This window comes from Caballeronia sp. LZ029, from assembly GCF_031451275.1.
GTDB lineage: Bacteria > Pseudomonadota > Gammaproteobacteria > Burkholderiales > Burkholderiaceae > Caballeronia > Caballeronia jiangsuensis.
In genome coordinates, this window is the sequence record NZ_JARUXO010000096.1 from 19,004 (window position 1) to 44,847 (window position 25,844).

Here is a 25,844-nt window from a genome sequence, read left to right on the forward strand (position 1 = left end):
GTAACACAGGTGTCCGAACGCGTCGTCGTTCTGTCCAGGGCCGACCAATCTGCGATTCGACCCACACGTGCGTAACCAACAGCTCGACTGAGTCGCTGCTCGGGAAGGCGAAGCAAGAGCGAGTGTCGCGCGCTAGACCGGGCGTGACTGTTGATGAACCACCAGGACGGAAGAATAGGCCGTCCTCTATTTCGGGGCACCGGTATAAACGGCTTCCCTACACGGGCTCCTGAATGAGATTATCGACGGACTTTGCCGGCCGTCCTGCCGCGACCAAGTTTCGGGCTACATCACCGTCGGCTTCTTCAACTTCTGATGGCAGGCGTCGCGACGGACGCCAGGGTCGTCCCACGCCAGTTCGGTGCTCACGACCAGAGGCACGCACGACTGCAATGTGCGCTAGACCGACTCGAATGCGCGCCGAAAATTTCGGAAGCATCAGTCGATGACATACCTGGACGCGAAGACCGTCGAGGTGCGTCGGAGACGACACACCGGCTCGGTCGCAGCAATTCGAAGACGCCGGGCGCGGCCACGAAGCGACCATGATGCGCATCTTAGGCGCGCCTGAAATGCTCGCAAAGTGTTGGGCGCAAGACTATCCTCACGCTTACGTTGCGAATTCACCGATAGCTCCAAAAAAGCCTTATTTTAAGGGGTTCCCTTGTTGCTACCCTCAGAACCGTTGCTACGCTAGCCGACAGCTTACGACGTGCAGAAAGTGGAAGCGAAGAAGCGTCGCTTCGGCAAGGACCCGTTTACGGGCCAGGAGCGTTGGTTTGATGCCAAGCCTGCGACGGTCAAGCTGAAAGTGCGTGCGCTGAAGAAGTTGAAGGACGCGGCGGCCTAACGCCCATTCCTAGTTGACAAGAAGCCCGCTTCGGCGGGCTTCTTCACATTGGCTTGGTAAGATGACGTTGGCGCGCGAGGAGCGACGCAGACAACGAGGCATGCGCGGGCAGGCGAATGGATATCTTCTTTTACTGGCAAAAACTCGAGCAGGACCTGAAGAACGGCCAGGTTGGCTACTTTGGTTCCAACAACACGAAAATTCTTGAACTCAAGGAGCGGCTTCCCAAACGGGTGTGGGTTTTCAAAACGCCCAAGGGCATGAAAGGCTCGGTCCAGCTGCTTGGCTCGCTGCTCATCAGTGACGAGCCGAAGGTCGCGGTGAACAGCGATTATCCCAACCGGATTTACTACGACCCGTTTTCACCGCATTCGGTGATGTTCACCGAATCGAACACGCAAGAGCGAATCGAGAACGTAACCCGCCTCCTTCAGCACCGTCTCCTCCATGCGTTCAAATCGAATTTTCAGGGCGATGCTGGCTTGCAAGCACTGGAATCAAACGTCGTCCGCGAATTGGAAGCATTGACGGCAGTTTGGAACAAGGTGCAGTTCCTGGAGCGAGTGCCGAACGCAGACAAGGTGCGCCTAATCAATCCCTTTGCGCATCAGCCGCACTGAAGGTTTGTGACGTCGTGGGGGCTCGACTGACGGTGCACGTGCGTCGCGCCGACAGCACCGTGAGGGATGATGCGAGCTTGACCGTCCTGCAATTGTCGTGGCGAGTCCCAGTACGATTTGCAGGCGGGCGCACTGCCTGCATTGGCCCAGCCGATAGTTCAGGACGTATCGGACCGAATTAAGAGGCGTTCCACCAGTGTCGGAGTACGCTCAACCTGCGAGTGACTGAGAGAATGAGCGAATGAATTGCAACGCTACCCGAGTAGTTCAATGCCATCATCCGCAGGTCGTCAGCGGCGGGTAGATTATCCCGGCGTAAGTCGATATTGAATCTCGGGACAGTGCGGGCGCAGCGCCCACAAACCTTCCTAAACGAACGCATTTCGATTTCCGCGTTGTCGTCTCAAGCGACGCGCAACGCTCGCGCGTGACTTCTTGCAAGACCTCATATTTATTCAAGCACTGAATTCACTGATTCAGGTTACCTAACTATATTCTTGAATTCGCTATCCAGGGTGACTATCCTTTGACGAAGTCTTCCTGAGGGCAGGTCCTTCGTTTCATTGTCGGGACCGCTTCTTCCTGTCGGTTGTTGGTGCCGCGCTCCTGCACGAGAAGCCGGATTCCGCGCGGTCTTCGCCATCTGGTGCCCCTCTGGAACGTCAAGGAGCAAATGATGCGTTACCTACTGGTGTTGGCGCTACTTTTTGGTGCTGTGTCGACCTACGCCGGCGACGCAGACCGCCATACCGGAAGAGACCGCGACGACCGAGGAGGGCCACCAAGGGTCTATGACGCACAGGGTAAGTACGTCGGTCGACTTGCGAGCTACCAATATCAAGAAGGCGTTTTTTTGACAATAAACGGCGCCGTTAGTTTTGCAGGTATCGAACGCCGCGGCGTCGGTAATGGGACGGAGTATTCCTCGACTCAATATCAATGGTCCGCTGCAAATCTCATTATCTACCCTTCCTCTGACTGCAGTGGTCCGCCGATAATTTACTCGCCCGTCCTCTACGCACCGAGGCCATCCACGGCCGTCAGGCTAGGTGGCGACGTTGTCCTTTATGTCGCAGGCGAAGCCAACGCAACGACGGTCCATGGGTCTGCGGACCGAGGGTATCCGGACATCAACGTGTGCGCGCCAATCTCGAGGAACTTTGAGAAGTCGTTTATCTCGGAAACCAGCTATCCCCTCCAGCGGCAGCATCCTGAGCCACTCACGATACGACCGTGAGGAGCACACCGTGCCAACGCGCCGACGGCGGCAGGTTCTATCGGAGCTAGCGCGACTGACCCGCTTCTTTTCGGTGTTGATTGTTGATTGGCTCCGTCTACAGCCGCCCGGTGCCGCGCGCCCTTTGTACGTGTATTGCGTCACTGAAATGCCGCGGAGGAAATGATGCGTTATCTACTCGTGTTGGCGTTGCTTTGCGCCGCTGTATCGACCTATGCCGGCGACTCGCACGACCAAGGGGCCGGCCGGCATGGCGGCGAACGGCAGGGACCTAAGGTCTACGATGCGCAAGGCAAGTACGTCGGACTTCTGGTGGGAAGCGCTTCCGGCGACGGCGTCTATTTGACAATCAATGGCGCCGCTACCTTTGTGGGTATCAACCGGGTGTCGGACAACACGACCGCATCCGCGACTCAGTTCCAGTGGTGGGGCGGGAATTTCGCCGCGTACGCGTCTTCTGATTGCAGTGGGCCCGCAATAATTCAATCCTACGATGCGCTTGGCCGGCCATCTACGGCCGTCAGAGTAGGCACCGATGTTGTGCTTTACGTTGCTGGCGGAGCCGACAGCACAACACTGCAGGCGCGTTCTCAGCGAGTTCCTAGAAACCTCGATGTGCTGTGCGCTTCCTTGGACGTCCAGTTCGACCGGGTGTTTGCCACGGAGGCCACCTATCCCCTCTCACAGGAATATCCCGAGCCACTGACGATACGTCCATGAGTGGCAGGCCGTGACAACTGCCTTGGTGGCTGCGTCCACCGCATTACCACATCTTGTGCGATTGTTTCTGTCGTTGATTGATGAATGGCTCCGTCTAGAGATACCCGACACCGCGCGCGCCTTGCTACCTAGGTTTGCGTAACTGAACCGTCACGGAGGAAATGATGCGTTGTCTACTCGTATTGGTGTCGCTTTTCGTGGCTATACCTGCCTACGCCGGCGACTCGCGCGACCAAAGTTCCGGCACGCACGGGCACGAACGACAGATGCCGAAGGTCTACGATGCCCAAGGCAAGTACGTTGGTCACTTGAGCAACCTCGGAAATGGCGTCTATTTAACCATTGACGGCGCCGTTGCATTTGTGAGTATCGAACGGGTGAGAGATAGCGCGACTTCATCCGCTACTCAGTTCCGGTGGGCATCTGCAAATATCGTCTACTATGCGTCGTCTGATTGCAGTGGGCCACCAATAATTGACGCGTCCAATGGGGCTCGGCCGGCGACGGCTGTCAGAGTAGGCGCCGACGTCGTCCTCTATGTGGCGGGTGACGCCGACAGCACAACACTTCATGCGGGCTCGAAGCGACAAGCTCCGAACCTCAACGTGTGCGGCCAAATCACTCAGAACGGGGACATTAAAAAGGCGTTTTCCTCGGAAAGCACTTTCCCCCTCACACAGGAATATCCTGAGCCGCTCACGATAGAACCGTGACGCCTGCCTGACATGTATTAGCATCGTCGCCAAGGCTCCCCTTCGGGAGCAGGTATGGACCGTGTCGCCATCCTCACGCTCCGACAGCAAGTTGCGCCCTCTCGACGAGCGAGGAACTTGTCGGTCTGCAGCGGATTCGGACGACGTCATTCCCCCGCGCTGCCCGTTCAGGCATCTGACATCGATTCGGATGACTTACAGGAACATTACTCTCACGCCGTGGGGTCGTGCATTTGGCCAGCTAGGATGCCTAAGACAAGCGCATCGACTGTGAATCGGGCATATCGGCAAGAAACGTAGCAGGCCAATGGCGCGCTCCGTTTTGCGCGGAGCGCTCCCTTCACAGAGTGTTCGAAGCGCTGCGGCGCTGCTTCACCACCGGATATCGCGTCACCCCGCATCGGCCTTTGCCAAACAAGAATACGAAACGTTTCCATGGTTAAGAATCATTTCAGCTTGACGAACGCCGACTCCATTTCTAGATTTCATATCTACTCCAACCAAGAATATAACGCGATGTTTGCTAACTCCAGGGACGCACGCGTTTCACCGCCTCTATGTCGTTTGCATACCTTACTATAACCAAGGAGGGTAGAAGTGAACTTCTCACCGATAACGCTTCTGCTGGGGGTCGAGATGAAAGACTTGGACATCACGCTGAGACGAATCTTGATATCGACATTCGCGCTACTCGTCGCCACAACATTGACCGCATGCGGCGGGGACAGCAACTCAGGTCCTGCCGGAACTGTCGACCATTCGAACTCTAGCCGGTCAGCCGAAGGTTAGTGGTGTTTTCGAGTTGCTGCTCCGGCTACCTCACGCGCTTGTTGCCACACCAAGTAGTAAAAACAAATGGAGGCACCAAATGATTGCATTTTCCGTCGGTTTTTCGCGCCCTGTCTGCCTGCATGCAAGTCGTCCGTCAATCGAAGGAGCATTGCGCTCCGTGCTGCTCTCGGCGGTGATTGGGTTAGGTGGACTGTTGATTGGGCATTCGTCCAACGCACAAGCATTGTTCGTCGGTGACGCCGTAGATAGCTCCGTCAAGCAATTTGATGTTGCGACCGGGACCTACGCGGGCGCCTTTGTTCCGGCGGGCGCTAATGGGCTGAACGGGCCCATGGGGATGATTTTCACAAACGGGCAGTTCTTGCTTGTCAACCAGAACGTCAACTCCAATTCGACTGGAGAGATTTTGCGTTTCGACGGCGCGACGGGCGCGCATCTCACTAATCTTGTTTCCGCCAATACCCCGAACGCACCGTTCGCGCCTCGTGGCATCGTGCGCGGCGGACCGGACAACTCGTACTATGTGGCGGATATGGTCGGCGAGTCATCATGTGCTAACGGCAGCGTGAAACGGTATGACGACGCTGGCACCTTTTTGGGCAACTTAGACCTCGGCACGTTCACCGACGTCTTTCACCCACGAGGCGTCGTTTTCGGACCAGACGGCGACTTGTATGTCTCGTCGGCTGGATGCCTTGACCCAAATGATGCGCATTTTGACCCGCTCAAAGGAAACATTTTGCGGTTTGATAGGACCACCGGAAGATTTGTCAAACTCATCGCATCGAATGGCACGGTCACAGACTTGCACCGTCCGGAGGGACTGGTTTTCGATAATGCGGGCAAACTGTGGGTCACGAGCTTTCAGGCCGACCCGAAAGATACCGACAAAGTCCTCAAGCTCGACGCCACAACTGGCGGTCTACTTGACAAATTACCGCTATCGAAGCAAAACGCGACGCCTAGGTCGTATGCTCAGGCAATCATCTTCGGACCGGGCGGAAAGCTGTACATTCCCATCACCGGGACTGACAAGAAAACGACTGGCGAGGTCCGTCGGTGCGACACGACGACCAAGCTGTGCGATGTCGTGATTCCGACTATCAAGGCAGGGGGCGCCATCGGGTCGGGGTGGTACCTAATTTTCAAGAACAGCGACCCCGCGACGCTGAACTATCGCAACAACTAGCAGGACAGGGAAGGAAGCGGCCGGTCTAGCTGCTAGCCGGCCCTGCGTCTTACCTGCGGGCCACGAAAGCATAGACGTGCACGCAGTAGGTCTCTTCATCAACGCCGCGATTGACGCGACGATAAAGGTTCTGGGAATCTAGCCCGCGAGTGTGTGGAGTTAGAGGCAGTACCGAACACACGAGATAGAGAGTCAACCGGATTGTGAGCGCGGAGTCCTAGCCGGGGAAGATGGTTATCCAAGCTCTAGCCCAACTCAAGGGGCGTTGTCTTGGAAGCGTCGCTTCGGCAAGGACCCGTTCACGAGTCAGGAGCGCTGGTTTGACGCGAAGCCGGCAGCCGTGCGGCGCAAGCTGCGCGCCGCTGACGAAGCTGATGGACACGGCGGCGTAGGCGTTCGTTGTCGCCGTGGCAAACGGCCCGCTTCGTGCTGGCTTCTTCGTATCTGCTTCTCGGACTGACGCCTTGGGGCCGCGTATTGCACTGCGCGGTATGGTTGCAAAGGCGTCCCATTAGGATGACGCACTGCGTCATTGTTTTAGATACAGCACAGGCTGTTTTAGCCCGCCGGTCCACCAATGTGGTTCTCACTAGATGCGTACGTCAACGCCTAGAAGATTCAAGGCCCGTTCCAGGACGGCAATCTCCCGCGCAAAAGACGGACTGGTGGTGTGGGTCACCTGCCCGTCCTTCTCCGCATTTTTCAGAGATTGAAGCACCTGCGCGATTTGCTGGGCAACTTGCTCTTCGCGCGTCAACGGCTGCAGCGCCACGGGGGCGGGCCGCGGGGGCTGAGCTACGAAAAGCGATGGGCTGGGCAACTGGTCCAGAAAAGCCGCGGCTTCTCGAAGTACACCAAGAATGGCTTCACGATTTCCTGGTCGTGTATTGAGGACCTTCGGACTCGGGTGGGCACACGGGAACAACCTCAAATCAGGCCGGAGAGCGGCGACCTGCGACTGCGCCTGCTGAGCGTTTTTGCCCATGAAGACAATCGCCCGAAGATTCGGCAACATCTGGATGAGACGTGGAAGCGGCTTGAGCCCTTGTTCCAAGTCTTGCGGCGTCGCAGCGCGAATTCGAGCCCCGTCGCCTATGTACCACGGCACCACGTTCCAGAGAAGTGAGCGGGTGCGAGGGATATCCGCATCCTGGTGAAGGAGAAACATGTTCTTTGCCGTCTCGTCAGGATTATTGCGGGAGACGAACGTCGACGCTACGGCGCGAGCACCCGGTGCCTCCAGAAGGAACAAAATCTCGGCGCGCACTCCGGCGTCCCATGGGTCGAAGTCTGGTATTTGTGCCCCGGGGCCTGCCTCTAGACGTAATTCCTCGACGTATGCCGTGAGAGGTGCGACGTGAGGTTCATGCAACTGCCCGATGCGGGCACCTTTGACCGCGGGGTCTCCGAGAGATTTTGGTCGGTCGACGCTTTCCCAAAGTTGTTCCATCGCGCGTTCTCGTCGTGTTGTTGTTCGAAGCCGTCCGCTATTAGGCCATAGTGCTGCGCCGGTATGTGTGCAAGTCGATGACCACCACACGACTCCGCTTGCCCGTCGCAGGAGTCGGCACGTGCCGTAATCCGTGGGAGTTCGAGACGCGCCCTTCCTCGTTAGCCACGCTTCATTTGCATTTCACTGCGGCAAACCCACTGCGAAGCGCAGATTCAGTGGAGAGGTTTCCGAGCCAGAAAGTGCGTCGAGTGCATCGCGCGCTGCCTGAAGTTCAAAGATGGCTGCAGTCAGGCGAGCGAGCAGCAATGTCCGGCTAGCAGCTTCCGTCCCTACATGAACTGGTTTTCGAGAGCCTGCGATGCCAGCTGGACTTCTCGAGCCGCGTTCGCAACGCGTTCGACCGCAGCAGCTTCGCTGCTCTTCTGCTCAGACTTCTCCATCTGCTTTCGCCTACCGATATCGCGAGACGTTCCGACGGGCACTTGATGTAGCCGTGCCCTAAGCGGCCGCTGTTGAAGGAAGTTGCGCTAAGATGTGTGCCTCGGCGAGCGGCCGAGCGTCGGCGAACTCCCAGTCGAGCCCATCTCGAACTACCGGCGCCCACTTCCGCCAGCTGAAGAAGCTGCTCGGATGCCGAACGAACAAAAGCTTCACCGCCCTTCCGCTCTTCGTGTGGACCAATGCAGAGCGAGCACAGAATCGGCCAACTTTCGTCGGATGTCGCTCGCCGCTGAAGTGCAGCCCTTCTTCGCGCGAGGCCAGCCGAAGTGCGTTGAGTGACTCTACTCCGAAGACCAAGCACTGCTCCACGCCCATAACGTCGAACAAGTCTAACGCGGCGGTCCATCCCGCTTGATATTGCTCCTCCGTCGGCCGACGCTTTACCGACTTCATAAAATCGAGCACTAGGTTATGGTAAGCAACGGATAACCAAAGCGATTGCTTCTGGGTATCGCTTGGGTTGCGCCTCTGGAATATTGCGCGTTCGATGTTGCGGACGTAGCGTGAGTCCCGGTCGAACTTCAGTGCATGGTTCTTATGAGTAACGCGCAGACCCGAAGTTAGTGCGTAACGCTTGTCGAACGCTTCGCCTTCGGTCCATCGGTACACGCTCTCGCCAAGTATCATTGTTTTGACAGCAGACTTTGAGAATTCGCTGCCTACCCAAGGCCACCATTTGATTTGCTGGCGGGTTTCAAACAGGTGGTCAAACGACAAATCGAGGTGGTCCATAGCAGTAGTTGTTATCTGTTTTGTTTGAGTACAAGGCGTTCGATGGCGAGTACGCCTGATTCCATTTTCGTGCGCGCCGAACTGTTCGCAGAGTGTACGAAGATTTTGGGCGGCTGGAAACCTCGAAGCGCGACGGCTTCTTCAATCCACAAAACGACGTCGTAGCCGGTGCCGCGCTCGTCATCGCCCAAGTCGTGGTCAAGACTCAGTTCTTCGACGGCTCCGGTCTCGAGCAACCTGATTGCCTCGCTTGGCCAGTAGACGCGAGTCCAGCCCTCGGGCGTGACCCGCTCGTCGTCGAGGAAGACCTTCATACAGCCACACCCAACTCCGACTCATCAAAAGTGTCCGATGTGTGCCGAGGCTTTGCGCAACTATGGCAGTAGACAGCCAGTTCACGTTCTTCAACAACTCGCGCAGAAACGAGCCACGGCTCCGAAGCGTCTTCGGATTGCGTCATGGTTACAGAGACATGCGGTGCCGTTCGGTCGACGGGGCGCAGGCAGAGCGAACAAGGCACCGTCTTGGCAGCAGTCGGATATGCCGACGTCAACGTCGAGGAAATCGCTGCCTCGGCGTAATCAGCGCATGCTTGGCTGCAAAAATCTGTGAGCAAGTCGTCATCTGACACCAAGACGGCGCCGGCTTCGCCGACGGTCATAGTTTGGCTACGCTTCGACAGGCTGAAGTAGTTGTGGGGAAGTTTATGCTCGCAAACGCCGCAGTAACGACCTTGGTAAGAAGTTGCCATGCTCATTCATCTCCTTGATGCCGCGGCGCCAACCGCTGGTGCACTGAATGAACGCAGTCTAGTCGCCGACCGAGACAGGGCGCGTCCCGATTCGTCGCAGCAGTCAAATTCCGGGAGCGTAGCTTTCAACAATCGCATTCAGGCGCAATTCGGGGAGATACTCCGTTCCCGCCGAATCGCTCGGCGGGACGCTCCGTCACCCTTGAGAAAGCTTGCAAAAGCGGACGTTGACCGGCGGAAGGTCAGGAGCAGTATCCGCCCTTGTGATGAGAGCCAGTACCACCGTGAGGATGTTCACCCTTAGGACAAGCATGGGCGACGTTGGCGACGCACAGCAAAGCAACGATGACCGCAGCGATTCTTTTCATAGAGTCTCCGAATTGTCGTTCGTCAGCACATGTGTGCCGACGGCCACACCGTGGCAACCCAGTTAACGGCAATCGACCTGTTCGCTTAAGTGCTACTTCATCCCACTTTCGGTCGGAGCCGGACCCCACTCGTCTGAACGAACAAATCAGTTGAGCCTTGTAGTGGAAAGAACCCAACACACGACGCCAGAAAGGAGCGCCACGCCACACATCAACGAAAAACGTCTGACGGCTCCAACGGCTTGCTCTTACTATCGTTCACGAACTGCCAGACTGACGGTTCACGGAGACTCCGCCCAACGGAGCACGATAGACGAATAAAAGTTAGGAGGGGAGTCCTGTGAAAGTCAAGGCATCCGTATTGGCGCTTGGATTCATGGCGTTCACGTCAAGCAACGTAATGGCGGAGGACGCACCGGCGAGCTCTCAGTCAATTGGCGAGCAAGCCGCAGTCACACAGACTGGCGACCGCAACAGGGCGACGGTCGACCAACAAGCTTCATCCTATGACGCTGTTTCGGTCTTCCAGTCGAGCAACGGCGCGGTGGCGAAGGTCACGTCGAAGGCAGGCGGGGGCAACTGGACTTCAATCGTGCAAACGGCGCTGCCAGATGCTGGTGGCCAGTCAGCATCCACGGCCACCGTCACCCAGGATAGGGCATTCGACACGAAGAATGCTGTGCTGCAGGTTGGCGACAACCACCAAGCGGCGGTCACGCAGAGTGACGCCAAGGACGATTCGAGTCGGATTGGTCAAGTCGGTGCTGGCAATACTGCGACCATCACTCAGACTCGCACTTCCGGCAACTTCGTTGGTATTGACCAAGGCACATCGCGCTCTGCAGGGCAGGTGTCAGGCGCTCGCGCGGAGGTCATGGAGACCGAAACTGTCGGCAATGGCGTGCAAATTAGCCAAGGCTTGAGCAACGGCTACGCGTACGTTGAAATCAATCGCTTTGGCGGCAATAACATCGCCATCCAGCAGACCGGCGGCTCGACCGACGCCCGCGTGTATCACTCGGCGGAGACCGGCGACATCATCAACATATACCAGAGCGGGACGGAGTCGGCAGTTGTTCATGCGAACAACGGCGGATACAACCGCACGAACATTTCTCAGGTTGGCGCCGGCGAGTTCAATGTTGCCTTCGTTAATCAAGACAATGCCTTCAGCAACCGCGTAAGCATCGGTCAAACGGGATTCGGTTCAAACGTTGCGTACGTTTTCCAGGTAGACGGCGAGTCGAATGCCCACACCCTCGTCAACCAGGGTGGCTGGATGAATCGCCTCACATCCTTGCAAGATGGCGGCAACAATAACGCGTTAAGGTCCATCCAGACCGGAACCAACAACGTCGCGAATTTTACGCAAACCACATCTTCCTCCTCGACTTTCGGTTCGCTGCAAGACGGGACCTCGAACTCGGTGACGGCATCGCAAAGCGGATTCGAAGAGAGTTTGTTGCTGTCCCAGAACGGAACGAGCAACAACGTCGAGTCTATACAGTCGGGTTCCGGCAATCGCGCATACCTGAACCAACTCGGTACTTCAAACATCGCCAGCGTCAATCAGGTTGGCACGGGTAATTTCGCCGCCGTGAGCCAGTCAGGCAGTGCCAACAGTGTCATTGTGAAGCAACGGTGAGAGACGCCGACGTGGTCGAGGCCTACTCCAAGCGTCACCGCTCGACGTCCGCCTCAGTAGCCGTAGAAGTGAGCGCCTGATAGGTTACGCGCGGAAACGTTGATGCGGCCTGAACCCTTGCACTCGTGCGGACAGTCAATTCCGATGCGAGGGCCGGTCCGGTTCTTGCGCGGACGTGAACACATCCGCTCGATACAGACAAAAGATGGAACGCCCCATTTTGGTCGTGGACGACAGCAGTGCTGATGTCGAACTGCTACAGGCCGCGCTTGAGCGCTGCCACAACAGGTTGCCAGTGATGGTGGTTCACGACGGGCAGCAGGCCCTCAGCTATTTGAAGTACGAAGGCGAATTCCACGACCGCGATGAGCGGGACCCACTATTCGTGTTGTTAGATTTGAAGTTGCCACGTGTATCAGGCTTGGAGATGCTTGAGTCTTTGAGAGCAACGCCCGAGCTTCGAAAGTTACCAGTCGTCGTGCTTACCTCGTCACGGCTTGCACAGGACTTGGAACGCGCTTACGAGCTTGGCGCGAATGCCTTCGTTCAAAAGCCGACCTCCTTCGAGGAGTTGAAACACGACGTTGGCAACATACTGTCGGTCTGGGGCCGGCTCAACAAACAGCCTCCGAGATTCCCAACTGCGCAAGTCGGTGGAGTGGCATAGAGCCGACGCAAAGCGTACGGGACGGCAGCCGGTTCACAAGACATAAATTGACCGTCGGCGACGAACGATTGTCATCGCCACTTGCAAAACGAGTTGCACCGAACGACTTTCCGCGCCCTCCGTTTCCGGCAGCCATGTTCGCGCGATAGTAAAAATTGCACGTGCGAACAATTTTCACTGCGTGCACAATGTGCTCGACCGTCGCATCCATTCGCGCGCCGCTGGATGCAGACACTCTTGAACGAGGCATGCGTCTTTTGCGCCCCCTCTGCGAGCGACCGCCGCCAGCTAGACAAAAAAGAATGGAAAACAGTACGAATCGCCCGATAGTCGTCGTCGAAGATGATGAGAGTGACCTGGAGTTACTTCAGATTGCCTTCGAGAGGGCAAATACGACGCAACCCGTCGTCGCATTGAGAGACGGTCAGCAGGCACTCGATTATCTTCTCCGTGAATGGGAATTTGCAGGTCGTGTGGGGCACGACCCAGAATTTGTGCTACTTGATATAAAAATGCCGCGCGTCACCGGGCTCGAGGTCCTGAAAGCGATGCGCGAAAGCGACGCACTCCGCGACATACCGGTCGTCGCCTTCACGTCTTCGGTCCAAGAACAAGACGTGGTTCGAGCGTACGACCTTGGTATCAGTGCGTACGTCGTCAAGCCGACAGATTTCACTGAGTACACGCGAAACATCGCGAATATCAAGGCCGTCTGGGGCTCTTTGAATGAGAGCCCGCCCGAGTTCCGACAGCGAGTTCACAAATCCGAATCGTGAGGTGACGGCTTTGACAGCAGCGTCGTTCAGGTGGCGCTAACTGCGGCCTCGGAGGGCTACGGCGTGGATATGCTCGATGAACTGCTCTGTGTCGACCGGCTTTTCGACGACCAAGTCTGCCAGGCCCTTGCCGTCAATGCCCCTCGCCGCAGACCATAGCACTATCGATGCTTTCTGAAGGGCGTCCTCTGCTCTAATGGCGGCGCAGACTTCTAGCCCGTTCATGCCGGGCATCATGAAGTCACAGATGACAACGTCCGGGCTGCAAGACTTCGCTTTCATTAACCCGTCTAGCCCGTTAGGCGCGGTTACTACAGTCATACCCTCCATCTCCAGAACCATCGACCAAACAGCGCATATGTCCACCTCGTCGTCGATGAGGAGGACCGTGAGTTTCTTAGCTTGATTTGGAGGCAGGGCGGACATGGTTGATACCATCAGGTTGCGTCTCGACTCAGCCGCTGACCGCAACGGCCGTGCCACAAAAGATGCGCCGAAAGCGCTGTTTTTAAGTGGGTTTCCCCTGCGTATCGCTGACGCGCGGCCAGCCTGTGACACTGCTAAGCGACGCATGCTATCTTGATTTGACGGCATACTCTGCTTGGGCGAAGGGATACGGCGTAGTTCGACTTGGGAGGTCTCAATGTCAGGTGGGAAGAAGACGGCTGTGGATGGTCGCCCAGAGAGTCCCGAAGCGCTTCGAACGCTTGCAGAATGTCTCGAGCGCGCGCTCGACGTGGCGACAAGTGTGGTCCTAATTCGGCACGTTCCCGAGGTGTGTACTGTCTATCTTGGCGACCCCTCCGAGGCGCGTGAAAAACTACGCAAGGTGGGGACGATTCCACGTGCGCTCACGGACGAAATGTTAATGCTGACGTCCTCCGGGCTGAATCAAATCCAGATTGGCGACCAGCGATACCGCTTTGTCCGCACATTCACGCAAGTCGAGAAAGTTCCAGCCGTGGTGTTCGCGGCTTAAGCGTAACGCCGCAGGGTCGCGCGGCAATGGGCAGAAAATAGGCCTCGTGAGATTAGCGCGCCAGCAGCATCACTCGCCGGTCGGCCCCTCGAGAGAAGCGGTCGCGTCCTTCGAGACGGGCGACCGCTCCGGTTGCTGAGAACGTATGACTCACGGTCTCGGTCGTGCCGAGACTACAGTTTCATCCCAACGTGAGGGGGGGCGGGGTCCGGCTCATTCTCCAGTGCGTTCATCGAGGCGATGACGCGATAGGCTTCGACAAGTGCCTTCTCCTTCTCGATATCGTGCCCGCCGACGACGTGCGCCATCTCGGCGCGAGTCAGTTCTCTTTCCTGGCACGGCAGGTCGACAATCGTTAGTGTGCTCATTTCGGTTCACCATGAACGTGGGTTGCGGCAAAGGGCCGAGTTTCGGATGAAAGCGGTTGACAGCGCCGCTCGCTGAGTCCTAGTCACGTTCTGTGCCCACGTCCCAATTAGACATCCTTGATGGCGTAACCTGTTGTTTTGCAGCGAAAAACTCGGGGGCCGTGCGCTCTGGGTCATCCGGTCGTGCTAGCAATGTGTCGGATGGACGGCGACACTCGATATGGTTTCTGTTGCTACTGACAATGCGGTTCGTGCAAATACGCAAGAATGCTCGCAGCATTTGGCCCGCCGCTAAGGCTGAAGACGAAGAATCGGAGGAACTTTTTAGCGAGCCGCCGCGCTGTCTGCTGAAAGCTTCGCCGCCGCAATGTCCGAAGCGGGAGCGTGGCGGCGTGCGCGGCGATGGGGACTGAGAAGCACAGGCGATGGCTGAAGCGGAACGAATAGGTTCTCGCTTCGCGTAGGCCCTCTTCGCTTGACGACATTGACATCGACTCCGCCGTCGGCGGGCCTGACCGCAAGTCGCAAAGTAGCCGGCGACGCGTCCTGCGCGCACGCAAGTGGCCTGATGAGCACGAACAACGTCTCGGTCGACTGAGCCGCGAGGTGAAGTCGTCGGAGCGATTCCGGTCGGATGTGTTGCTGCCAAAACAACAATGCCCCGCAAGTACCGGCACTCAGTACGCGTTCGGCCGACCAGAGGGCGTCAGCGGTTTTAGGCGCTCGGAGCCGCATGAATTTGTCCGCAGGGAGACCGAAGTATGCGAGCGCGAGAACATTGGGGACATGCGGAGGTTGAAGCAAGACGAGTGGTCGCGTGCTGACAGCAACAAGAGCTGGACGAAGCAGCCGTACTTCGCCGACGCCGGGCTGTTGAACGAGCAGTTCGACGAGTGAACCGACGGGCCAGCCACCGCCGGGTAGCTCCGCCGAAAGCTTGGAGTAGCCGGTCTCGACAGTCTTTCCATAGGCGCGGGCAAGTTGTGACCCCCGCCACAGCGATGGGTGAAGCTCCTCTATGTTTTTTCGAAGGGCCGGCATAGATTGCAAGCGCTATTGAGAATCGCGGTGGATTTCCGTTGAAGGCCGACAGTTCGTAGCTGTCGGTCGAGCGTCACTTCTTTGCGCAAGAAAGCGCCGGGTCGCCAATCCCTCGCGGCACCCACACAACGCAAATCATGTTCTCGGTTTGAAACTCGCGTGAGCGGCTCTCGGGATGCGCCATCACGTAGCTCCATGACCCGTCATCCTCTCCGCGACTACACGACGCAACGAGCAGCAGCAGCCCAATTGTTGCCAACATTCTCATTTCCACTCTCCCCTGTTTCGACCAATTTGCCGGCGTCGCCGTAACGCTCTTTGCCGCCAAGGGCGAATTTAGTTGGGCATTGGGACGCCGCGCGTCTCAATGCCCAACTCGATGTTGGCAAGACCCGTCAGCGGCTCGGCCGGTCTGCGCGCATATAAATGACGCTCGCTATCTGGTTGCATGGATGACTTTCATGAAAACCGAGACGCGGTGTCGGACGGCGGTCCCGCGGGTGGATTGCCGGAAAGGCTGCTGAAGCTTTTGCAGCTTCTCTTGGCAGATGCGGCGAGCGACGTTGAAGTGGTCGCACGAGAGCTCGGGCTCAGCGATGCGATGAGGGAGCGACTCCGGCGAGCGCTGGACCAGTTGGTTTGCGCGCAGAGTACCCTTGAAGCTCTGCACGGTGGAATTCCCTGCAACGAGGGACTGCCGATAACGCCGGCCAGACAGGCAGTGGAGACACTCGCATCCACATGGCCGCGTGACTACACTGCTGATGTAGTCGAATGGCTCTTGCTTGACGAGCGGTGATGTAAGGTCGAGCGCGCACAACGTTGGCGTCAATCATTGCAGGCTTTCTGGGTCCGAAAACCGGTCGAACTGCGTCGCGTGCGCTCCTCCGGTCACGTCTTGACGTTGTATTCGAGACATAAGCGCAGAAAAGCCCTTGTTTTAAGCGCTTTTCAGATTGCATAGCGCACGAACCGTTGCTACGCTTGCCGACAGCTTAAGACGACGTATGTGCCGGGCGCTCGATGCTGCGGGGTGCTTCGTCTTAAGCGTCTCTCAGACTACGACATAGAGGATGCACATGGCAACGAAGACCGCAAAACCTACAGCCAAGAAAGCTGCAACAAAGACCGCAGCGAAGAAGTCAGCAGCACCTGCGAAGAAGGCAGCGGCGGCCGGCGCAACACTTAAGCCGGTGAAAGACACCTTCACCAAAGCGTCGCTCATCACTCATGTGGCTGCGCAAGCCGGCGTCGAGCCGAAGCAGGCGAAGGCGGTGTTGGCAGCGCTCGAAGACACGATTCTGGGCGCTGTAAACAAGAAAGGGCTGGGCGAGTTCACGCTGTCCGGGCTGCTCAAAATCAACGCGCAGAAAGTGGAAGCAAAGAAGCGTCGCTTTGGTAAGGACCCGTTCACAGGTCAGGACAGGTGGTTTGATGCCAAGCCGGCCACAGTGAAGTTGAAGGTGCGTGCGTTGAAGAAACTGAAGGACGCCGCTGCCTAACGCTCATTCGTCTTGTTGACTAGAAGCCCGCTCCGTGCGGGCTTCTTCGCATTGGCTTGGTTACATTATGTCGGCACGCGACGAGCGACGCAGACAGTGAGGCATGTACAGGCGGAATCGAATGGATATTTTCTATTATTGGCAGAAGCTGGAACAGAACCTAAGGGATGGGCAGGTCGGCTACTTTGGTTCCAATAACACAAAGATTCTCGAACTCAAGGACCGGCTACCCAAACGGGTATGGGTGTTCAAAACTCCCAAGGGCATGAAGGGCTCGGTTCAACTGCTTGGCGCATTGCTAGTCAGTGATGAGCCCAAGGTTGCCGTGAACAGCGAGTATTCCCATCTGCTTTACTACGACCCGTTCTCGCCGCAGTCGACGATGTTTACCGATTCGGACACGCAAGAGCGAATCGGGGGCGTAACCCGCCTCCTTCAACATCGACTCCTCCATGCATTCAAATCGAACTTCCAAGGTGATGCTGGCTTGCAGGCCTTGGAATCAAATGTCGTCCGTGAGCTGGAAGCATTGACGGCAGACTGGGCAAAGGTTCAGATGCTCGAGCGCGTGAAAGACGGCGACAAGGTTCAGCCTATCAACCCTTTCGCGCGTTCTGCACGGTAACATGTCGCACTTTGCAAGAGCTTTGAAAAATGCCCGCCGCGGACGACGGGCCAAGAGAGGGCACGTCCCTCACTAGGGGCGCATGGTCAATATAGAGGTATCTCGGTGCACGACTCAAGCGACAAATTGAAATGGAGCTTTTCGAAGTCGAGCCGATAGTGGGCGCAGGTCAAACGCAGACCGTCGCCGTTGCATTTGTCATCGCGCTTTGCACGGTCGAGGTGCTCGCGTCCGATTAAGCGCCGCTCCGCTCGGCCGGAGTTTCCGACCGTTCTGCTGACCTCGCAACGCCCTACCCGCCGCGCTTTTTAAACAGCATCTCGTGCATCCACCCGTCATTCGTCGCAACAAGCACTGCCTTATCCGCGGCGGTCGGAGCAAGGGCGGTCACTAAGTTCGGGAACTGCGCTTGAAGAGACGAACCCTTCGTCCACGCCGGCACGCCGTCTACTTCGTAGGTGTAGTTCACCTGCGATATTTTTTCCCCAAACATATCTGCGGGCTCTGTGAAGTTTTCGACTTCCCTGACCTTATATTTGCCGCCGCAGAAATCGTCCCAGTTGCCTAAAGCCTAATCGTTGCCGCTCCGACCGATTCCTTACGGCCGGTGAGCCCCTTTTTCGCCGTGACCGATGTCCGACAGCACGAGAGAAAAGTTGGCGGCTGTCTATGCAAAGGCGAAGGCTGCAGTCTCAGACCAGACAGCGCCGCTTGTGAAGGGCCTAGAGTTTGAACACGTCGTCATCACGCATGATGCCCGTACCTCTCGGCAAAACTGATACGTGGCGCTGACGCACGCGAGTCGTTCCGTGAAAGTGCTATCGCCGAAGGCGCGCTTCACCATCTGAGTTGTCAAAGAGACTTCTTCTTGGGTTACGGATAAGGCGTTGTAATCGGAAAGAAGCTCTTTTCTCTTCTGTAGCGTAGGAGATTTAAATGTGACCGGTTCCTGGCGGAGATGCCATCCCCTGCATTTGCGTACCCGAAGAGTAATGGGCCGTTAGTCCAATCGGCCCCGTTCGCCCAGTTCCACGAGCGTGTCGACCACATGACGTACCTTGGGCCGCAAATGCGCCACCTTCGGCCAAACGGCATGCACGTCAATGAGTTCGCTTGAGATGTCGTCAAGCACTGAGCGCAGCGCCCCTGTTTCCAAGTGCGGCCGGAGCAGCGACATCGGCATCTGGCAGAGCCCCATGCCAGCAAGTGCCGCCTCTATGATAGAGTCGCCATCGCTTATTTGATGGGTTCCTGGGGGCGAGATACGCTTTGCCTCCCCACCGATGTGTACTCGCCATGAAAGGGGTTGCCCTCGTCGATACCCGACGATGCAAGAGTGCTTATCGATGTCCTCAAGCTGGACTGGCGTCCCATGCTGTGCGAGATAGTCGGGCGATGCCGCAATGACCATGCGTTGGCTGGAAAGTCGACGTGCGACGAGGCCGCTTGAACTTTGGAGTTCGCCGAAACGGACAACAAGGTCGACGCCTTCCTCAATCGGGTCGATGAGGTGGTCCGAAAACGTCATCTTGAACTGCAGGTCGGGATTCTTCCGCGCGATGTCGAGCAGGATTGGAACGAGTATGCGGCGCCCGAATGCTGCCGGCATGTCGATGCGTAGCCGACCGACAGGACGATGAAGTTCCGGTCCGAGCGCGGTTTCTGCCGTTGAAATTTCGTCGAGCGCGGAGGCGCACGCGGCGAAGTAGGCCTCACCATCGGCAGTGAGGGAAATGCTCCGGGTTGTGCGATGGAACAGCTGAGCGCCCAGGCGCTCCTCCAGCTTCGCTATCGCTTTTCCTACAGCGGATTTTGTCAGCCCAAGTTGCTCGGCAGCGTCCGTGAAACTGCGCGAACGTGCCGCCGTGACGAAGATAACAATCCCACTGAAACTGTCGACCTGCGCCATGACCAGCCCTATTGAAGAGTTTTATTCCTCGTATAAGGCAGCAAGCCGGTCATTGTCAACCCGGTGCGGCCGAAAGGCCAAGTGAAGCGGCCGGATTGTCAGATTTTAACTGCGCAACCGGAATTGGCTGCCTCGATAGCCGCGTTCGCAATGCGCAGTGCGCGGATACCGTCCCTGGGCGTTGCCGGCATTGGTGCGTTCTGCTCGAGCGCCGTCAGGAAACGGTCGAGCTCGACTCTGTATGAGTCAGCGTGTCGCTCGAGGAAAAAGTTGAGGAGCGGCTCGCGCGCCTCCGTCCTTTCGCTCGTCCAGCGACGCAGGCTCGATGGGCGATGATTCTCGTTCAGTAGCATGCCCTTCGAACCGAAGACTTCAACACGCTGGTCGAAGCCGTACACAGCCTGACGCGAACCGTTGATATGGCACTGCTTGCCCGACGCCGTACGAAGCAACACCATCACGCTGTCGTAATCCGGAAGCTCTTCAAGGCCCGGGTCGACCAGACGGATACCCATTGCCATCACCTCGACTGGGTCCTCGCCGAGCATCCAGCGAGCCGTATCGAAATCGTGGATGGTCATGTCGCGGAAGATGCCGCCGGAGTGGCGAAGATATTCGCGCGGAGCAAGACCCGGGTCGCGGCTGGTGATGATGACCTGACGGACATCACCGACTTCGCCTTCATCGATAGCCTGCTTCAGGCGCATTGCGTCCGGGTCAAATCGACGGTTGAAGGCGAGCATGACCCGACCATCGAGGCGCTCAATTTCCTCGACAGCCGCCAGTGCGCGGTTGATATCGAGGTCGATGGGCTTTTCGCAAAGCACGGGCTTGCCCAGCCGGCCGGCCTGCAATGTCAGGTCGATATGGGTGTCGGTGGGGGTCCCCACAATGACGGCATCGACGTCCTCGCGGTCAACGACGGACTTGCAATCGAGCGAAGCATCGCAACCGAGGTCAGCCGCAAGCGCCTCGACACCATCCTTGTACGGGTCTGCAACGACGACAAGCTTCGCTCGACGGTCGGCAGCAACGTTAGCGGCGTGGATTTTTCCGATGCGGCCTGCACCGAGAACGGCAATTCGTAGCATTTGAGTCTCCAATTATTCGTCGACGCATCAACGTGCTCCGACTGTTCAAACTTGCTTTAAGAAGCCTAGGACGTCCGTCGTCGACTTGTATTTGCCCGTGTCTTCACCGGTGCCGGTGCTCCCAACCAATTCTCGTGTGGGTCAGAACCAGCGCCGTCAGCGAGTTGTCTGCTTAGACGAAGGATGTCGTCGAGGCCGAAGTCCTGGACATCGGGAAGCCGGTCGCCGCGCGCCGCGGCCACCGCTGTTGCAATGCGCAACGCGTTGGAGCGCTCACGCATCAACAATTCCAGCGCTTCAACGAGAAACGCTCGCTCTTTGGGCGACACATTAGAAGCAAGAAAGCGGTCATGGGCCGACATACGCTTGTCCTCTGGGCAGTTCGTACGAGAAGGCCGTTCGCTATCCGGCCCGTTCAAATAAGGCTGCGGATACTGCCGCCGTCGACACCCCACACCGCAGAAGTGACGAACGACGCGAGGTCTGAGGCCATGAACACAATCACGTTGGCCACTTCATCGGGCTGCCCCAGACGGTTGAGCGGCAAGTGTCGCAAGGACAGCTCATGCTCGACCGCGTCCTTGGGCGCCATGCCGTGGAACTTGCCCATCGTATCTGCGAAGCCGCCTTCCTTCGTCCAGAAAGGCGTCCAGACCGGTCCCGGTGCGACAGCGTTCACGCGAATCTTCGGCGCCTCGGCACGAGCAAGGCCTTTTGTCAGCGCAAGCACCGCAGCCTTGGACGCCGAATAGTCAATCGGTACCGGCTCAGGCTGCCGTGCAAGGTCCGATGCGTTGTTGATGATGACCGCCTTTTCACGGTTTCGCAGCACGGGCAGCAAGTAACGACACGTCCGCACGTAGCTCATGAAGTTGAGATTCATCGTGAAATCCCAGTCTTCATCCGAGAGTTCTTCGAATGTGCGGACCTTCCCGGCGCCGACATTGTTGACGAGCACGTCGACCTGGCCGTTGTAGGACTTCAGGGCAGTATCGATACCGCCTTTGACCCCCTCTGCGGTCGACAAATCCGCCCGTGCAATCGTCACATTCGTGCCAAGCGCTCTGAGTTCGGACTCGGCTTCTTTCAGCGCGTTGCCATCGATGTCGATAAGGCAAAGCCGTGCGCCTTCGCGCGCAAACCCGAGTGCCGTAGCTCGTCCGATGCCCTGCGCTGCACCCGTGATGAGCACAATCTTCCCGTCGAGGCCTGTCTGCATGATGTCTCCGTCCTGATGTTATGTGTCGGTGCGAACGCTAGAAAATTTGAGAGCGTCGCTATCCGGTTTGCCCTTCTTCGAGGACGAACGCTCCCCGCTCCTGGCTTACGGCGAGGAGCACTTTGACAAGCAATGAAGCAATGGTCTTAGCGGTTGTCTACCCGCTTGATGAATGGCCTGATATCGACCGAGGCCCAGATTCTTGCTTTGTTGAACGGGTCTGTATCGACGAAATTCTGGATTTCTTCGATGCCATCGGCCTCGTAAAGGAAGAAGCTGCCAATCATCGTTTGCCCATCCGACTTCGTCAGCGGACCGGAGATGAGTGTCTTCACCGGCGCTGTCTGCAGATACGCCTTGTGGGCATCGTAATTTTCAAGGCGACGCTCGACCATATTCGGATGGTCGAGGCAATAGACGGTGAAATGCATGTTGTCTCCTTGCTTCGGTTCTTGGGTCAGGCCGATGTCGCACTCGGAGCGACACCGTCAAACGCATCTTGCAATAGACCGAGCAGCGCGTCGTGCTCAATCGGCCGCGGATTCCAATACGGGTTTGAGCTGGCTATGTCTGCGGCCTTCGAAACGTCCTCAGCCGACATGCCGACATCTTTGAGCGCGAGCGGTGCGCCGCAGCGTTTCGCGAGTTCGTAGATACCCGTCGCGGCGTCGTCTGAACCCAGCGCGCGTGCAATGCGTTTCATTGCTTCGGGTGCCGCTTGCCGGTTGTACGCGAGCGCGTGCGGCAGGACGATAGTGTGCGTCGGCGCGTGAGGAAGGTTGAAGCTGCCACCGAGCGTGTGACACAACTTGTGATGAAGGGCCATTCCAACGCTGCCCAATACCGTTCCACAGAGCCAGGCACCATATTGCGCGTCGGCGCGAGCTTCAACGTCTCGCGAGTCGGCGACGATTGCCGGCAACGCGCGGGCAAGAGCGGCAATGCCTTCTTCTGCCATCAAGCTGGTCACGGGGTTTGCATCACGGGAATACAACGCTTCGGCTGCGTGAGCGATTGCGTTGATTCCACTGGTGACCGACAGGGCGACCGGGAGCGACATCGTCAGGTCGGCATCGTAAATCACGGTCTTCGGTAGAACCCTCAGGTCTGTACCGGTTTTCTTTAATCCTCCGTCGGTGATGCCATAGATGGGCGTCATCTCGCTGCCGGCGTAGGTCGTCGGCACCGCAAGAATTGGCAGGTCGGACTCCAACGCGATTGCCTTGCCAAGCCCAATGGTCGAGCCGCCACCAACAGCGATTGCGCAATCTGCCTTTAGTTCGCGCGCCAGCGCGCGAGCTTCCTTTGCCAACTCGAGCGGCACGTGCATGACCGCCCGGTCGAATACTCCAGCGGCCCGTGCACCTAGACGAGCCGCCACGGCTTCGCCAGTTTCTTTCTGCTCCGGGCTACACAATATGAGCGCCCGCTCCGATTTCAGCTCCAGCACCTCACGCTCAAGGTGCTGCAAACTGCCCGGTCCGAATACCACTCGACCGGCTCGTGCTTGATAAATAAACTCACGCTTTTGCATGAAAAAACTCCGCTGTACGCTCACCGCTCAGGCCAGCGTCTGCTTGGTAGTCAACCTGGAATCGCGCGGTGCGCAAATCGCCGAGTTCATTGCGTACGCGCAGATGCTCTGGATGAGACGCATATGCTTCTAACGATTCTTGGGAATCGAACTCGGTGACGAGAACGGCATCGCAGGCGTAATCGACTCGGCTATGGTCAAGGCCGACTTCGAGGTAGAGCATTCCTGGGATGCGACCGCGCAAATCTTCAAATTTGGTTTTGACCAGATTTGACGCGGCGAGCCGTTCCGCCTGCGTGTCACCAGCAACACGCCACATGACGATGTGCCGAATCATGCACGCACCTCCGAAGGGTTGAGCACGAAGTCATAATCGAGCGAGTACCACGGAACATCAATCCGCCGCCCGTCGGGGGCTAGGCCAGGCTCATGACGCTTCCACTCTGATATCAGCGACGAGCGCACTCCGAACACGACGTCCGAATCGAGATACTGGTCACCGTCCCGGAACACGTGAGTGATGAGCGTCTCGTAGCCGGGCGCTTCAATCATGAAATGCAGATGCGCAGGGCGCCAAGGATGGCGACCGACCGCCGACAGCATGCGGCCGACAGGCCCATCATGAGGAATGGGATACGCCTCAGCCAGAATCGAACGAAAGTTGAAGAAGCCTTCCGCGTCCGTTCTCAACCGACCTCGCGCGCTATGGACTACATTGCCAGCTTCATCTTGGTTCTGCACGTCATAGAAGCCGTCTTCGTCCGATTGCCAAACATCGAGAAGCGCGTTTCCAATGGCTTCGCCACCTGCGCCACGCACCTGGCCGCTTACATAGCAGGGAGCGCCTTTCGCTCCGTTCGAGATGTCGTCGCCGTTACTGTAGAGCGGCGCGCCCTCGACGAAGAAAGGCCCGAAGACCGTCGCTTCCGTGCAGTTCGCAGGCTTGCGATTGTTCTGGGACATGACGAGCATTGAGAGTCCCAACGTGTCGGACAACAGGATGAACTCCTGCCTCTTGTCGTCGGTGATATGACCGACTTCTGTCAGAAATTTGATTGCTTTGAACCACTCGTCCTCGGTGAGTTGGACGTCGCGGGCGAAGGCATGGAGATGTTGAACCAGACTCGTCATGACGGTCCTCAGTCTTCCGTTTTTGCAGTCGGCGAATGAGGCGATAACGGCTTGGGTAATGGTGTCTTCGTTGATGTTGCGCATCGTGCGTGTCTCCGTTGTGCGCTCAGGCGTATGAAGACGAAAGGTAAAGCGTCACCCGCGTAAATAAAATGCCCCCAAGTGAAATGACATTTCCTCTCGCCGGAAGAATAGGCGCGTCGCGTGTCTGACGCGCCTCACGGCCGCACTCTGCACTCCGCGAATTGTAGAAATTGATTCTACAAATTGGCGATTTCGCGTCGGTTTATCTATTCAAGTCCGTGGGGCATATTGGCCCGCAACGGGTGGAAGAATCCTGTTCGATTCTTCCACCAGCACCAGACGAGAGAGATACGATGGACCGCTGGACGCAATTGCAGCTGTTTGTGCTCACCGCCGACCTGGGTAGCTTGTCGAAAGCTGCTGAGCAGCTCGACATGTCTAATGCCGCAGCCAGCAGAACCTTGAGCTCGTTGGAGGAACATCTCGGCGCCAGATTGATTGAACGTACAACGCGGCGCATGTGGCTTACCGATGCGGGCCGCGAATACCATCGTCGATGCACGGCCGTTATATCTGAACTCGCTGAAGCTGACTCAATCGCGTCCGAAGAGGCCGTCAGCCCAAGAGGCGTCCTGCGGGTCACCAGCTCCGTGTCGTTCGCGATGATGCACATCGCTCCGGCGCTTCCCGAGTTCCTCAAGCGATATCCGAATCTCTCGGTACAAATCGTCGCGGCGAATCAGTATCAAAACTTCATCGAAGCCGGGATAGACATCGCCATTCGCACGAAGGAACACGAAGGAGACTCAGGCATCACCATCCGGCGGCTCGCCGAGACGCGACGGATATTGGCAGCGTCACCCGCCTATCTGGCCGAGCACGGTCGCCCTCAGAGCCCCGAGGACCTCGAGCAACACAAGATGCTCGTTTACAACTTGGCCGTCGACCCTTATCTGCTCCATCTGCGTCGCAGAGAGGAAGAACGCAATATAGCCATCACCAGTGCCTTGGATTCAAACGAAGGCCAAGTCATCGTCGCGGCAGGTCGTGCGGGACTTGGCATCGTTGTTCAGCCTCTCTACATCATTCACGACGACATCGTGTCAGGGCGTCTCGTCCCAGTGCTCGAGGATTGGCAGCTACCACGTCTGACCATCAATTTGGCGTATCAGAGCCGGCGTTACCAGCCGGCAAAAATTAGAGTTTTCACTGACTTCCTTATTGAGCGCGTGAAAAGCCTCAATCTTGAGGAACGCTGGATGACCTTTTCAACTTGAAGGAGGCTCACCGCGTGGGGTTCGGCGCATCACCTGGGCAGCGACAATTGTTTTGGCCGGTCGTTGACGATCGTTTTGGCCGGTGGTGAGGAGTCGAAGGGCGGCGCAGTCGCCGTAGACGATGAGCCAC

26 protein-coding genes and 2 pseudogenes are annotated in these 25,844 nt (G+C 57.5%); 13 read left to right on the forward strand and 15 right to left on the reverse strand.

The window, feature by feature from the left end:
• Positions 1-715 precede the first annotated feature (715 nt).
• The 6 genes and pseudogenes from QCE73_RS37065 to QCE73_RS37090 all read left to right on the forward strand — a co-directional run.
• Positions 716-850, forward strand: a pseudogene (locus QCE73_RS37065) (DNA-binding protein); the annotation flags it as partial.
• A 116-nt stretch (positions 851-966) separates the two neighbouring features.
• On the forward strand, positions 967-1,470 hold the full coding sequence (locus tag QCE73_RS37070; RefSeq protein WP_309885810.1) for a hypothetical protein: 504 nt from the start codon (positions 967-969) through the stop codon (positions 1,468-1,470).
• A gap of 1,399 nt (positions 1,471-2,869) precedes the next feature.
• Positions 2,870-3,427 (forward strand): hypothetical protein, encoded by a 558-nt coding sequence (locus QCE73_RS37075; protein ID WP_309885811.1) that lies wholly within the window; start codon positions 2,870-2,872, stop codon positions 3,425-3,427.
• 266 nt (positions 3,428-3,693) lie between these two features.
• Entirely contained in the window at positions 3,694-4,140 is a 447-nt protein-coding gene (locus QCE73_RS37080; protein ID WP_309885812.1) for a hypothetical protein, read from the forward strand.
• Between the two features lie 868 nt (positions 4,141-5,008).
• The gene (locus QCE73_RS37085) at positions 5,009-6,121 is read left to right on the forward strand and encodes a hypothetical protein (RefSeq protein WP_309885813.1); all 1,113 of its coding nucleotides are present in this window, start codon (positions 5,009-5,011) and stop codon (positions 6,119-6,121) included.
• A 274-nt stretch (positions 6,122-6,395) separates the two neighbouring features.
• Positions 6,396-6,513: pseudogene (locus tag QCE73_RS37090) on the forward strand (DNA-binding protein); the annotation flags it as partial.
• 197 nt (positions 6,514-6,710) lie between these two features.
• On the opposite strand, the gene QCE73_RS37095 reads toward QCE73_RS37090, so the two are convergent.
• The 4 genes from QCE73_RS37095 to QCE73_RS37110 all read right to left on the reverse strand — a co-directional run bounded on the left by QCE73_RS37095 (position 6,711) and on the right by QCE73_RS37110 (position 9,558).
• Positions 6,711-7,571: a uracil-DNA glycosylase gene (locus QCE73_RS37095; RefSeq protein ID WP_309885814.1), complete on the reverse strand. Its 861-nt coding sequence runs from the start codon at positions 7,569-7,571 to the stop codon at positions 6,711-6,713.
• A gap of 501 nt (positions 7,572-8,072) precedes the next feature.
• Positions 8,073-8,807 carry a hypothetical protein gene (locus QCE73_RS37100; RefSeq protein ID WP_309885815.1) on the reverse strand — a complete coding sequence of 245 codons (735 nt, stop codon included), beginning with the start codon at positions 8,805-8,807 and terminating at the stop codon, positions 8,073-8,075.
• An 11-nt stretch (positions 8,808-8,818) separates the two neighbouring features.
• Positions 8,819-9,121, reverse strand: a complete 303-nt coding sequence (locus tag QCE73_RS37105; RefSeq protein WP_309885816.1) for a cyclic-phosphate processing receiver domain-containing protein — start codon at positions 9,119-9,121, stop codon at positions 8,819-8,821.
• A complete protein-coding gene (locus tag QCE73_RS37110) occupies positions 9,118-9,558 on the reverse strand; it encodes a hypothetical protein (protein ID WP_309885817.1) in 441 nt (146 codons plus the stop codon). Before QCE73_RS37110 ends, QCE73_RS37105 begins: the two co-directional genes overlap by 4 nt.
• A gap of 708 nt (positions 9,559-10,266) precedes the next feature.
• Here QCE73_RS37110 and QCE73_RS37115 point away from each other — a divergent pair.
• The 3 genes from QCE73_RS37115 to QCE73_RS37125 all read left to right on the forward strand — a co-directional run bounded on the left by QCE73_RS37115 (position 10,267) and on the right by QCE73_RS37125 (position 13,014).
• Positions 10,267-11,571, forward strand: coding sequence for a hypothetical protein (locus QCE73_RS37115; RefSeq protein ID WP_309885818.1), 1,305 nt, complete (start codon positions 10,267-10,269; stop codon positions 11,569-11,571).
• Positions 11,572-11,776: 205 nt separating this feature from the next.
• The gene (locus tag QCE73_RS37120) at positions 11,777-12,238 is read left to right on the forward strand and encodes a response regulator (protein ID WP_309885819.1); all 462 of its coding nucleotides are present in this window, start codon (positions 11,777-11,779) and stop codon (positions 12,236-12,238) included.
• A gap of 302 nt (positions 12,239-12,540) precedes the next feature.
• Positions 12,541-13,014: a response regulator gene (locus tag QCE73_RS37125; protein WP_309885820.1), complete on the forward strand. Its 474-nt coding sequence runs from the start codon at positions 12,541-12,543 to the stop codon at positions 13,012-13,014.
• 36 nt (positions 13,015-13,050) lie between these two features.
• Here QCE73_RS37125 and QCE73_RS37130 read toward each other — a convergent pair whose 3' ends face one another.
• From QCE73_RS37130 to imuA, 3 genes are all read right to left on the reverse strand, one after another.
• Positions 13,051-13,440: a response regulator gene (locus QCE73_RS37130; RefSeq protein WP_309885821.1), complete on the reverse strand. Its 390-nt coding sequence runs from the start codon at positions 13,438-13,440 to the stop codon at positions 13,051-13,053.
• Between the two features lie 726 nt (positions 13,441-14,166).
• Positions 14,167-14,361: a hypothetical protein gene (locus QCE73_RS37135; RefSeq protein WP_309885822.1), complete on the reverse strand. Its 195-nt coding sequence runs from the start codon at positions 14,359-14,361 to the stop codon at positions 14,167-14,169.
• Between the two features lie 324 nt (positions 14,362-14,685).
• Entirely contained in the window at positions 14,686-15,402 is a 717-nt protein-coding gene (gene imuA, locus QCE73_RS37140; RefSeq protein WP_309885823.1) for a translesion DNA synthesis-associated protein ImuA, read from the reverse strand.
• A 448-nt stretch (positions 15,403-15,850) separates the two neighbouring features.
• On the opposite strand from imuA, the gene QCE73_RS37145 reads away from it, so the two are divergent.
• The 3 genes from QCE73_RS37145 (at position 15,851) to QCE73_RS37155 (ending at position 17,529) form a co-directional block, all read left to right on the forward strand.
• Positions 15,851-16,201: a hypothetical protein gene (locus tag QCE73_RS37145; protein ID WP_309885824.1), complete on the forward strand. Its 351-nt coding sequence runs from the start codon at positions 15,851-15,853 to the stop codon at positions 16,199-16,201.
• Between the two features lie 280 nt (positions 16,202-16,481).
• Positions 16,482-16,904, forward strand: coding sequence for an HU family DNA-binding protein (locus QCE73_RS37150; RefSeq protein ID WP_309885825.1), 423 nt, complete (start codon positions 16,482-16,484; stop codon positions 16,902-16,904).
• Positions 16,905-17,025: 121 nt separating this feature from the next.
• Positions 17,026-17,529 (forward strand): hypothetical protein, encoded by a 504-nt coding sequence (locus tag QCE73_RS37155; RefSeq protein WP_309885826.1) that lies wholly within the window; start codon positions 17,026-17,028, stop codon positions 17,527-17,529.
• 292 nt (positions 17,530-17,821) lie between these two features.
• Here the strand turns inward: QCE73_RS37155 and QCE73_RS37160 are convergent, their stop codons facing one another.
• From QCE73_RS37160 to QCE73_RS37195, 8 genes are all read right to left on the reverse strand, one after another.
• Positions 17,822-17,998 carry a hypothetical protein gene (locus QCE73_RS37160; protein WP_309885827.1) on the reverse strand — a complete coding sequence of 59 codons (177 nt, stop codon included), beginning with the start codon at positions 17,996-17,998 and terminating at the stop codon, positions 17,822-17,824.
• Between the two features lie 531 nt (positions 17,999-18,529).
• The gene (locus tag QCE73_RS37165) at positions 18,530-19,438 is read right to left on the reverse strand and encodes a LysR substrate-binding domain-containing protein (protein ID WP_029672599.1); all 909 of its coding nucleotides are present in this window, start codon (positions 19,436-19,438) and stop codon (positions 18,530-18,532) included.
• A gap of 98 nt (positions 19,439-19,536) precedes the next feature.
• Positions 19,537-20,529: an inositol 2-dehydrogenase gene (gene iolG, locus QCE73_RS37170; RefSeq protein WP_309885828.1), complete on the reverse strand. Its 993-nt coding sequence runs from the start codon at positions 20,527-20,529 to the stop codon at positions 19,537-19,539.
• A 415-nt stretch (positions 20,530-20,944) separates the two neighbouring features.
• The gene (locus QCE73_RS37175) at positions 20,945-21,748 is read right to left on the reverse strand and encodes an SDR family oxidoreductase (protein WP_029672619.1); all 804 of its coding nucleotides are present in this window, start codon (positions 21,746-21,748) and stop codon (positions 20,945-20,947) included.
• A gap of 146 nt (positions 21,749-21,894) precedes the next feature.
• The gene (locus tag QCE73_RS37180; protein WP_029672618.1) at positions 21,895-22,179 is read right to left on the reverse strand and encodes a YciI family protein; all 285 of its coding nucleotides are present in this window, start codon (positions 22,177-22,179) and stop codon (positions 21,895-21,897) included.
• Between the two features lie 26 nt (positions 22,180-22,205).
• A complete protein-coding gene (locus QCE73_RS37185; RefSeq protein ID WP_238294199.1) occupies positions 22,206-23,282 on the reverse strand; it encodes a maleylacetate reductase in 1,077 nt (358 codons plus the stop codon).
• Entirely contained in the window at positions 23,269-23,619 is a 351-nt protein-coding gene (locus tag QCE73_RS37190; RefSeq protein ID WP_238294198.1) for a Dabb family protein, read from the reverse strand. The genes QCE73_RS37185 and QCE73_RS37190 overlap by 14 nt, the downstream gene beginning before the upstream one ends.
• The gene (locus QCE73_RS37195) at positions 23,616-24,497 is read right to left on the reverse strand and encodes an intradiol ring-cleavage dioxygenase (RefSeq protein ID WP_238294196.1); all 882 of its coding nucleotides are present in this window, start codon (positions 24,495-24,497) and stop codon (positions 23,616-23,618) included. Before QCE73_RS37195 ends, QCE73_RS37190 begins: the two co-directional genes overlap by 4 nt.
• 293 nt (positions 24,498-24,790) lie before the next feature.
• Between QCE73_RS37195 and QCE73_RS37200 the strand changes: the two genes are divergently transcribed.
• Positions 24,791-25,714 (forward strand): LysR family transcriptional regulator, encoded by a 924-nt coding sequence (locus QCE73_RS37200; RefSeq protein ID WP_309885829.1) that lies wholly within the window; start codon positions 24,791-24,793, stop codon positions 25,712-25,714.
• Positions 25,715-25,844: the final 130 nt, after the last annotated feature.

What these genes read in the sequence shown, in the direction of transcription:
- QCE73_RS37155 (WP_309885826.1), top strand. Translation starts at nt 17,026, where the DNA reads ATGGATATTTTCTATTATTGGCAGAAGCTGGAACAGAACCTAAGGGAT.
- QCE73_RS37195 (WP_238294196.1), bottom strand. Translation starts at nt 24,497, where the DNA reads ATGCGCAACATCAACGAAGACACCATTACCCAAGCCGTTATCGCCTCA.
- QCE73_RS37150 (WP_309885825.1), top strand. Translation starts at nt 16,482, where the DNA reads ATGGCAACGAAGACCGCAAAACCTACAGCCAAGAAAGCTGCAACAAAG.
- QCE73_RS37070 (WP_309885810.1), top strand. Translation starts at nt 967, where the DNA reads ATGGATATCTTCTTTTACTGGCAAAAACTCGAGCAGGACCTGAAGAAC.
- QCE73_RS37145 (WP_309885824.1), top strand. Translation starts at nt 15,851, where the DNA reads ATGGATGACTTTCATGAAAACCGAGACGCGGTGTCGGACGGCGGTCCC.
- QCE73_RS37180 (WP_029672618.1), bottom strand. Translation starts at nt 22,179, where the DNA reads ATGCATTTCACCGTCTATTGCCTCGACCATCCGAATATGGTCGAGCGT.
- QCE73_RS37135 (WP_309885822.1), bottom strand. Translation starts at nt 14,361, where the DNA reads ATGAGCACACTAACGATTGTCGACCTGCCGTGCCAGGAAAGAGAACTG.
- iolG (WP_309885828.1), bottom strand. Translation starts at nt 20,529, where the DNA reads ATGCTACGAATTGCCGTTCTCGGTGCAGGCCGCATCGGAAAAATCCAC.
- QCE73_RS37075 (WP_309885811.1), top strand. Translation starts at nt 2,870, where the DNA reads ATGATGCGTTATCTACTCGTGTTGGCGTTGCTTTGCGCCGCTGTATCG.
- QCE73_RS37100 (WP_309885815.1), bottom strand. Translation starts at nt 8,807, where the DNA reads ATGGACCACCTCGATTTGTCGTTTGACCACCTGTTTGAAACCCGCCAG.
- QCE73_RS37080 (WP_309885812.1), top strand. Translation starts at nt 3,694, where the DNA reads ATGCCGAAGGTCTACGATGCCCAAGGCAAGTACGTTGGTCACTTGAGC.
- QCE73_RS37200 (WP_309885829.1), top strand. Translation starts at nt 24,791, where the DNA reads ATGGACCGCTGGACGCAATTGCAGCTGTTTGTGCTCACCGCCGACCTG.
- QCE73_RS37185 (WP_238294199.1), bottom strand. Translation starts at nt 23,282, where the DNA reads ATGCAAAAGCGTGAGTTTATTTATCAAGCACGAGCCGGTCGAGTGGTA.
- QCE73_RS37120 (WP_309885819.1), top strand. Translation starts at nt 11,777, where the DNA reads ATGGAACGCCCCATTTTGGTCGTGGACGACAGCAGTGCTGATGTCGAA.
- QCE73_RS37105 (WP_309885816.1), bottom strand. Translation starts at nt 9,121, where the DNA reads ATGAAGGTCTTCCTCGACGACGAGCGGGTCACGCCCGAGGGCTGGACT.
- imuA (WP_309885823.1), bottom strand. Translation starts at nt 15,402, where the DNA reads ATGCCGGCCCTTCGAAAAAACATAGAGGAGCTTCACCCATCGCTGTGG.
- QCE73_RS37095 (WP_309885814.1), bottom strand. Translation starts at nt 7,571, where the DNA reads ATGGAACAACTTTGGGAAAGCGTCGACCGACCAAAATCTCTCGGAGAC.
- QCE73_RS37110 (WP_309885817.1), bottom strand. Translation starts at nt 9,558, where the DNA reads ATGGCAACTTCTTACCAAGGTCGTTACTGCGGCGTTTGCGAGCATAAA.
- QCE73_RS37085 (WP_309885813.1), top strand. Translation starts at nt 5,009, where the DNA reads ATGATTGCATTTTCCGTCGGTTTTTCGCGCCCTGTCTGCCTGCATGCA.
- QCE73_RS37190 (WP_238294198.1), bottom strand. Translation starts at nt 23,619, where the DNA reads ATGATTCGGCACATCGTCATGTGGCGTGTTGCTGGTGACACGCAGGCG.
- QCE73_RS37175 (WP_029672619.1), bottom strand. Translation starts at nt 21,748, where the DNA reads ATGCAGACAGGCCTCGACGGGAAGATTGTGCTCATCACGGGTGCAGCG.
- QCE73_RS37130 (WP_309885821.1), bottom strand. Translation starts at nt 13,440, where the DNA reads ATGTCCGCCCTGCCTCCAAATCAAGCTAAGAAACTCACGGTCCTCCTC.
- QCE73_RS37165 (WP_029672599.1), bottom strand. Translation starts at nt 19,438, where the DNA reads ATGGCGCAGGTCGACAGTTTCAGTGGGATTGTTATCTTCGTCACGGCG.
- QCE73_RS37125 (WP_309885820.1), top strand. Translation starts at nt 12,541, where the DNA reads ATGGAAAACAGTACGAATCGCCCGATAGTCGTCGTCGAAGATGATGAG.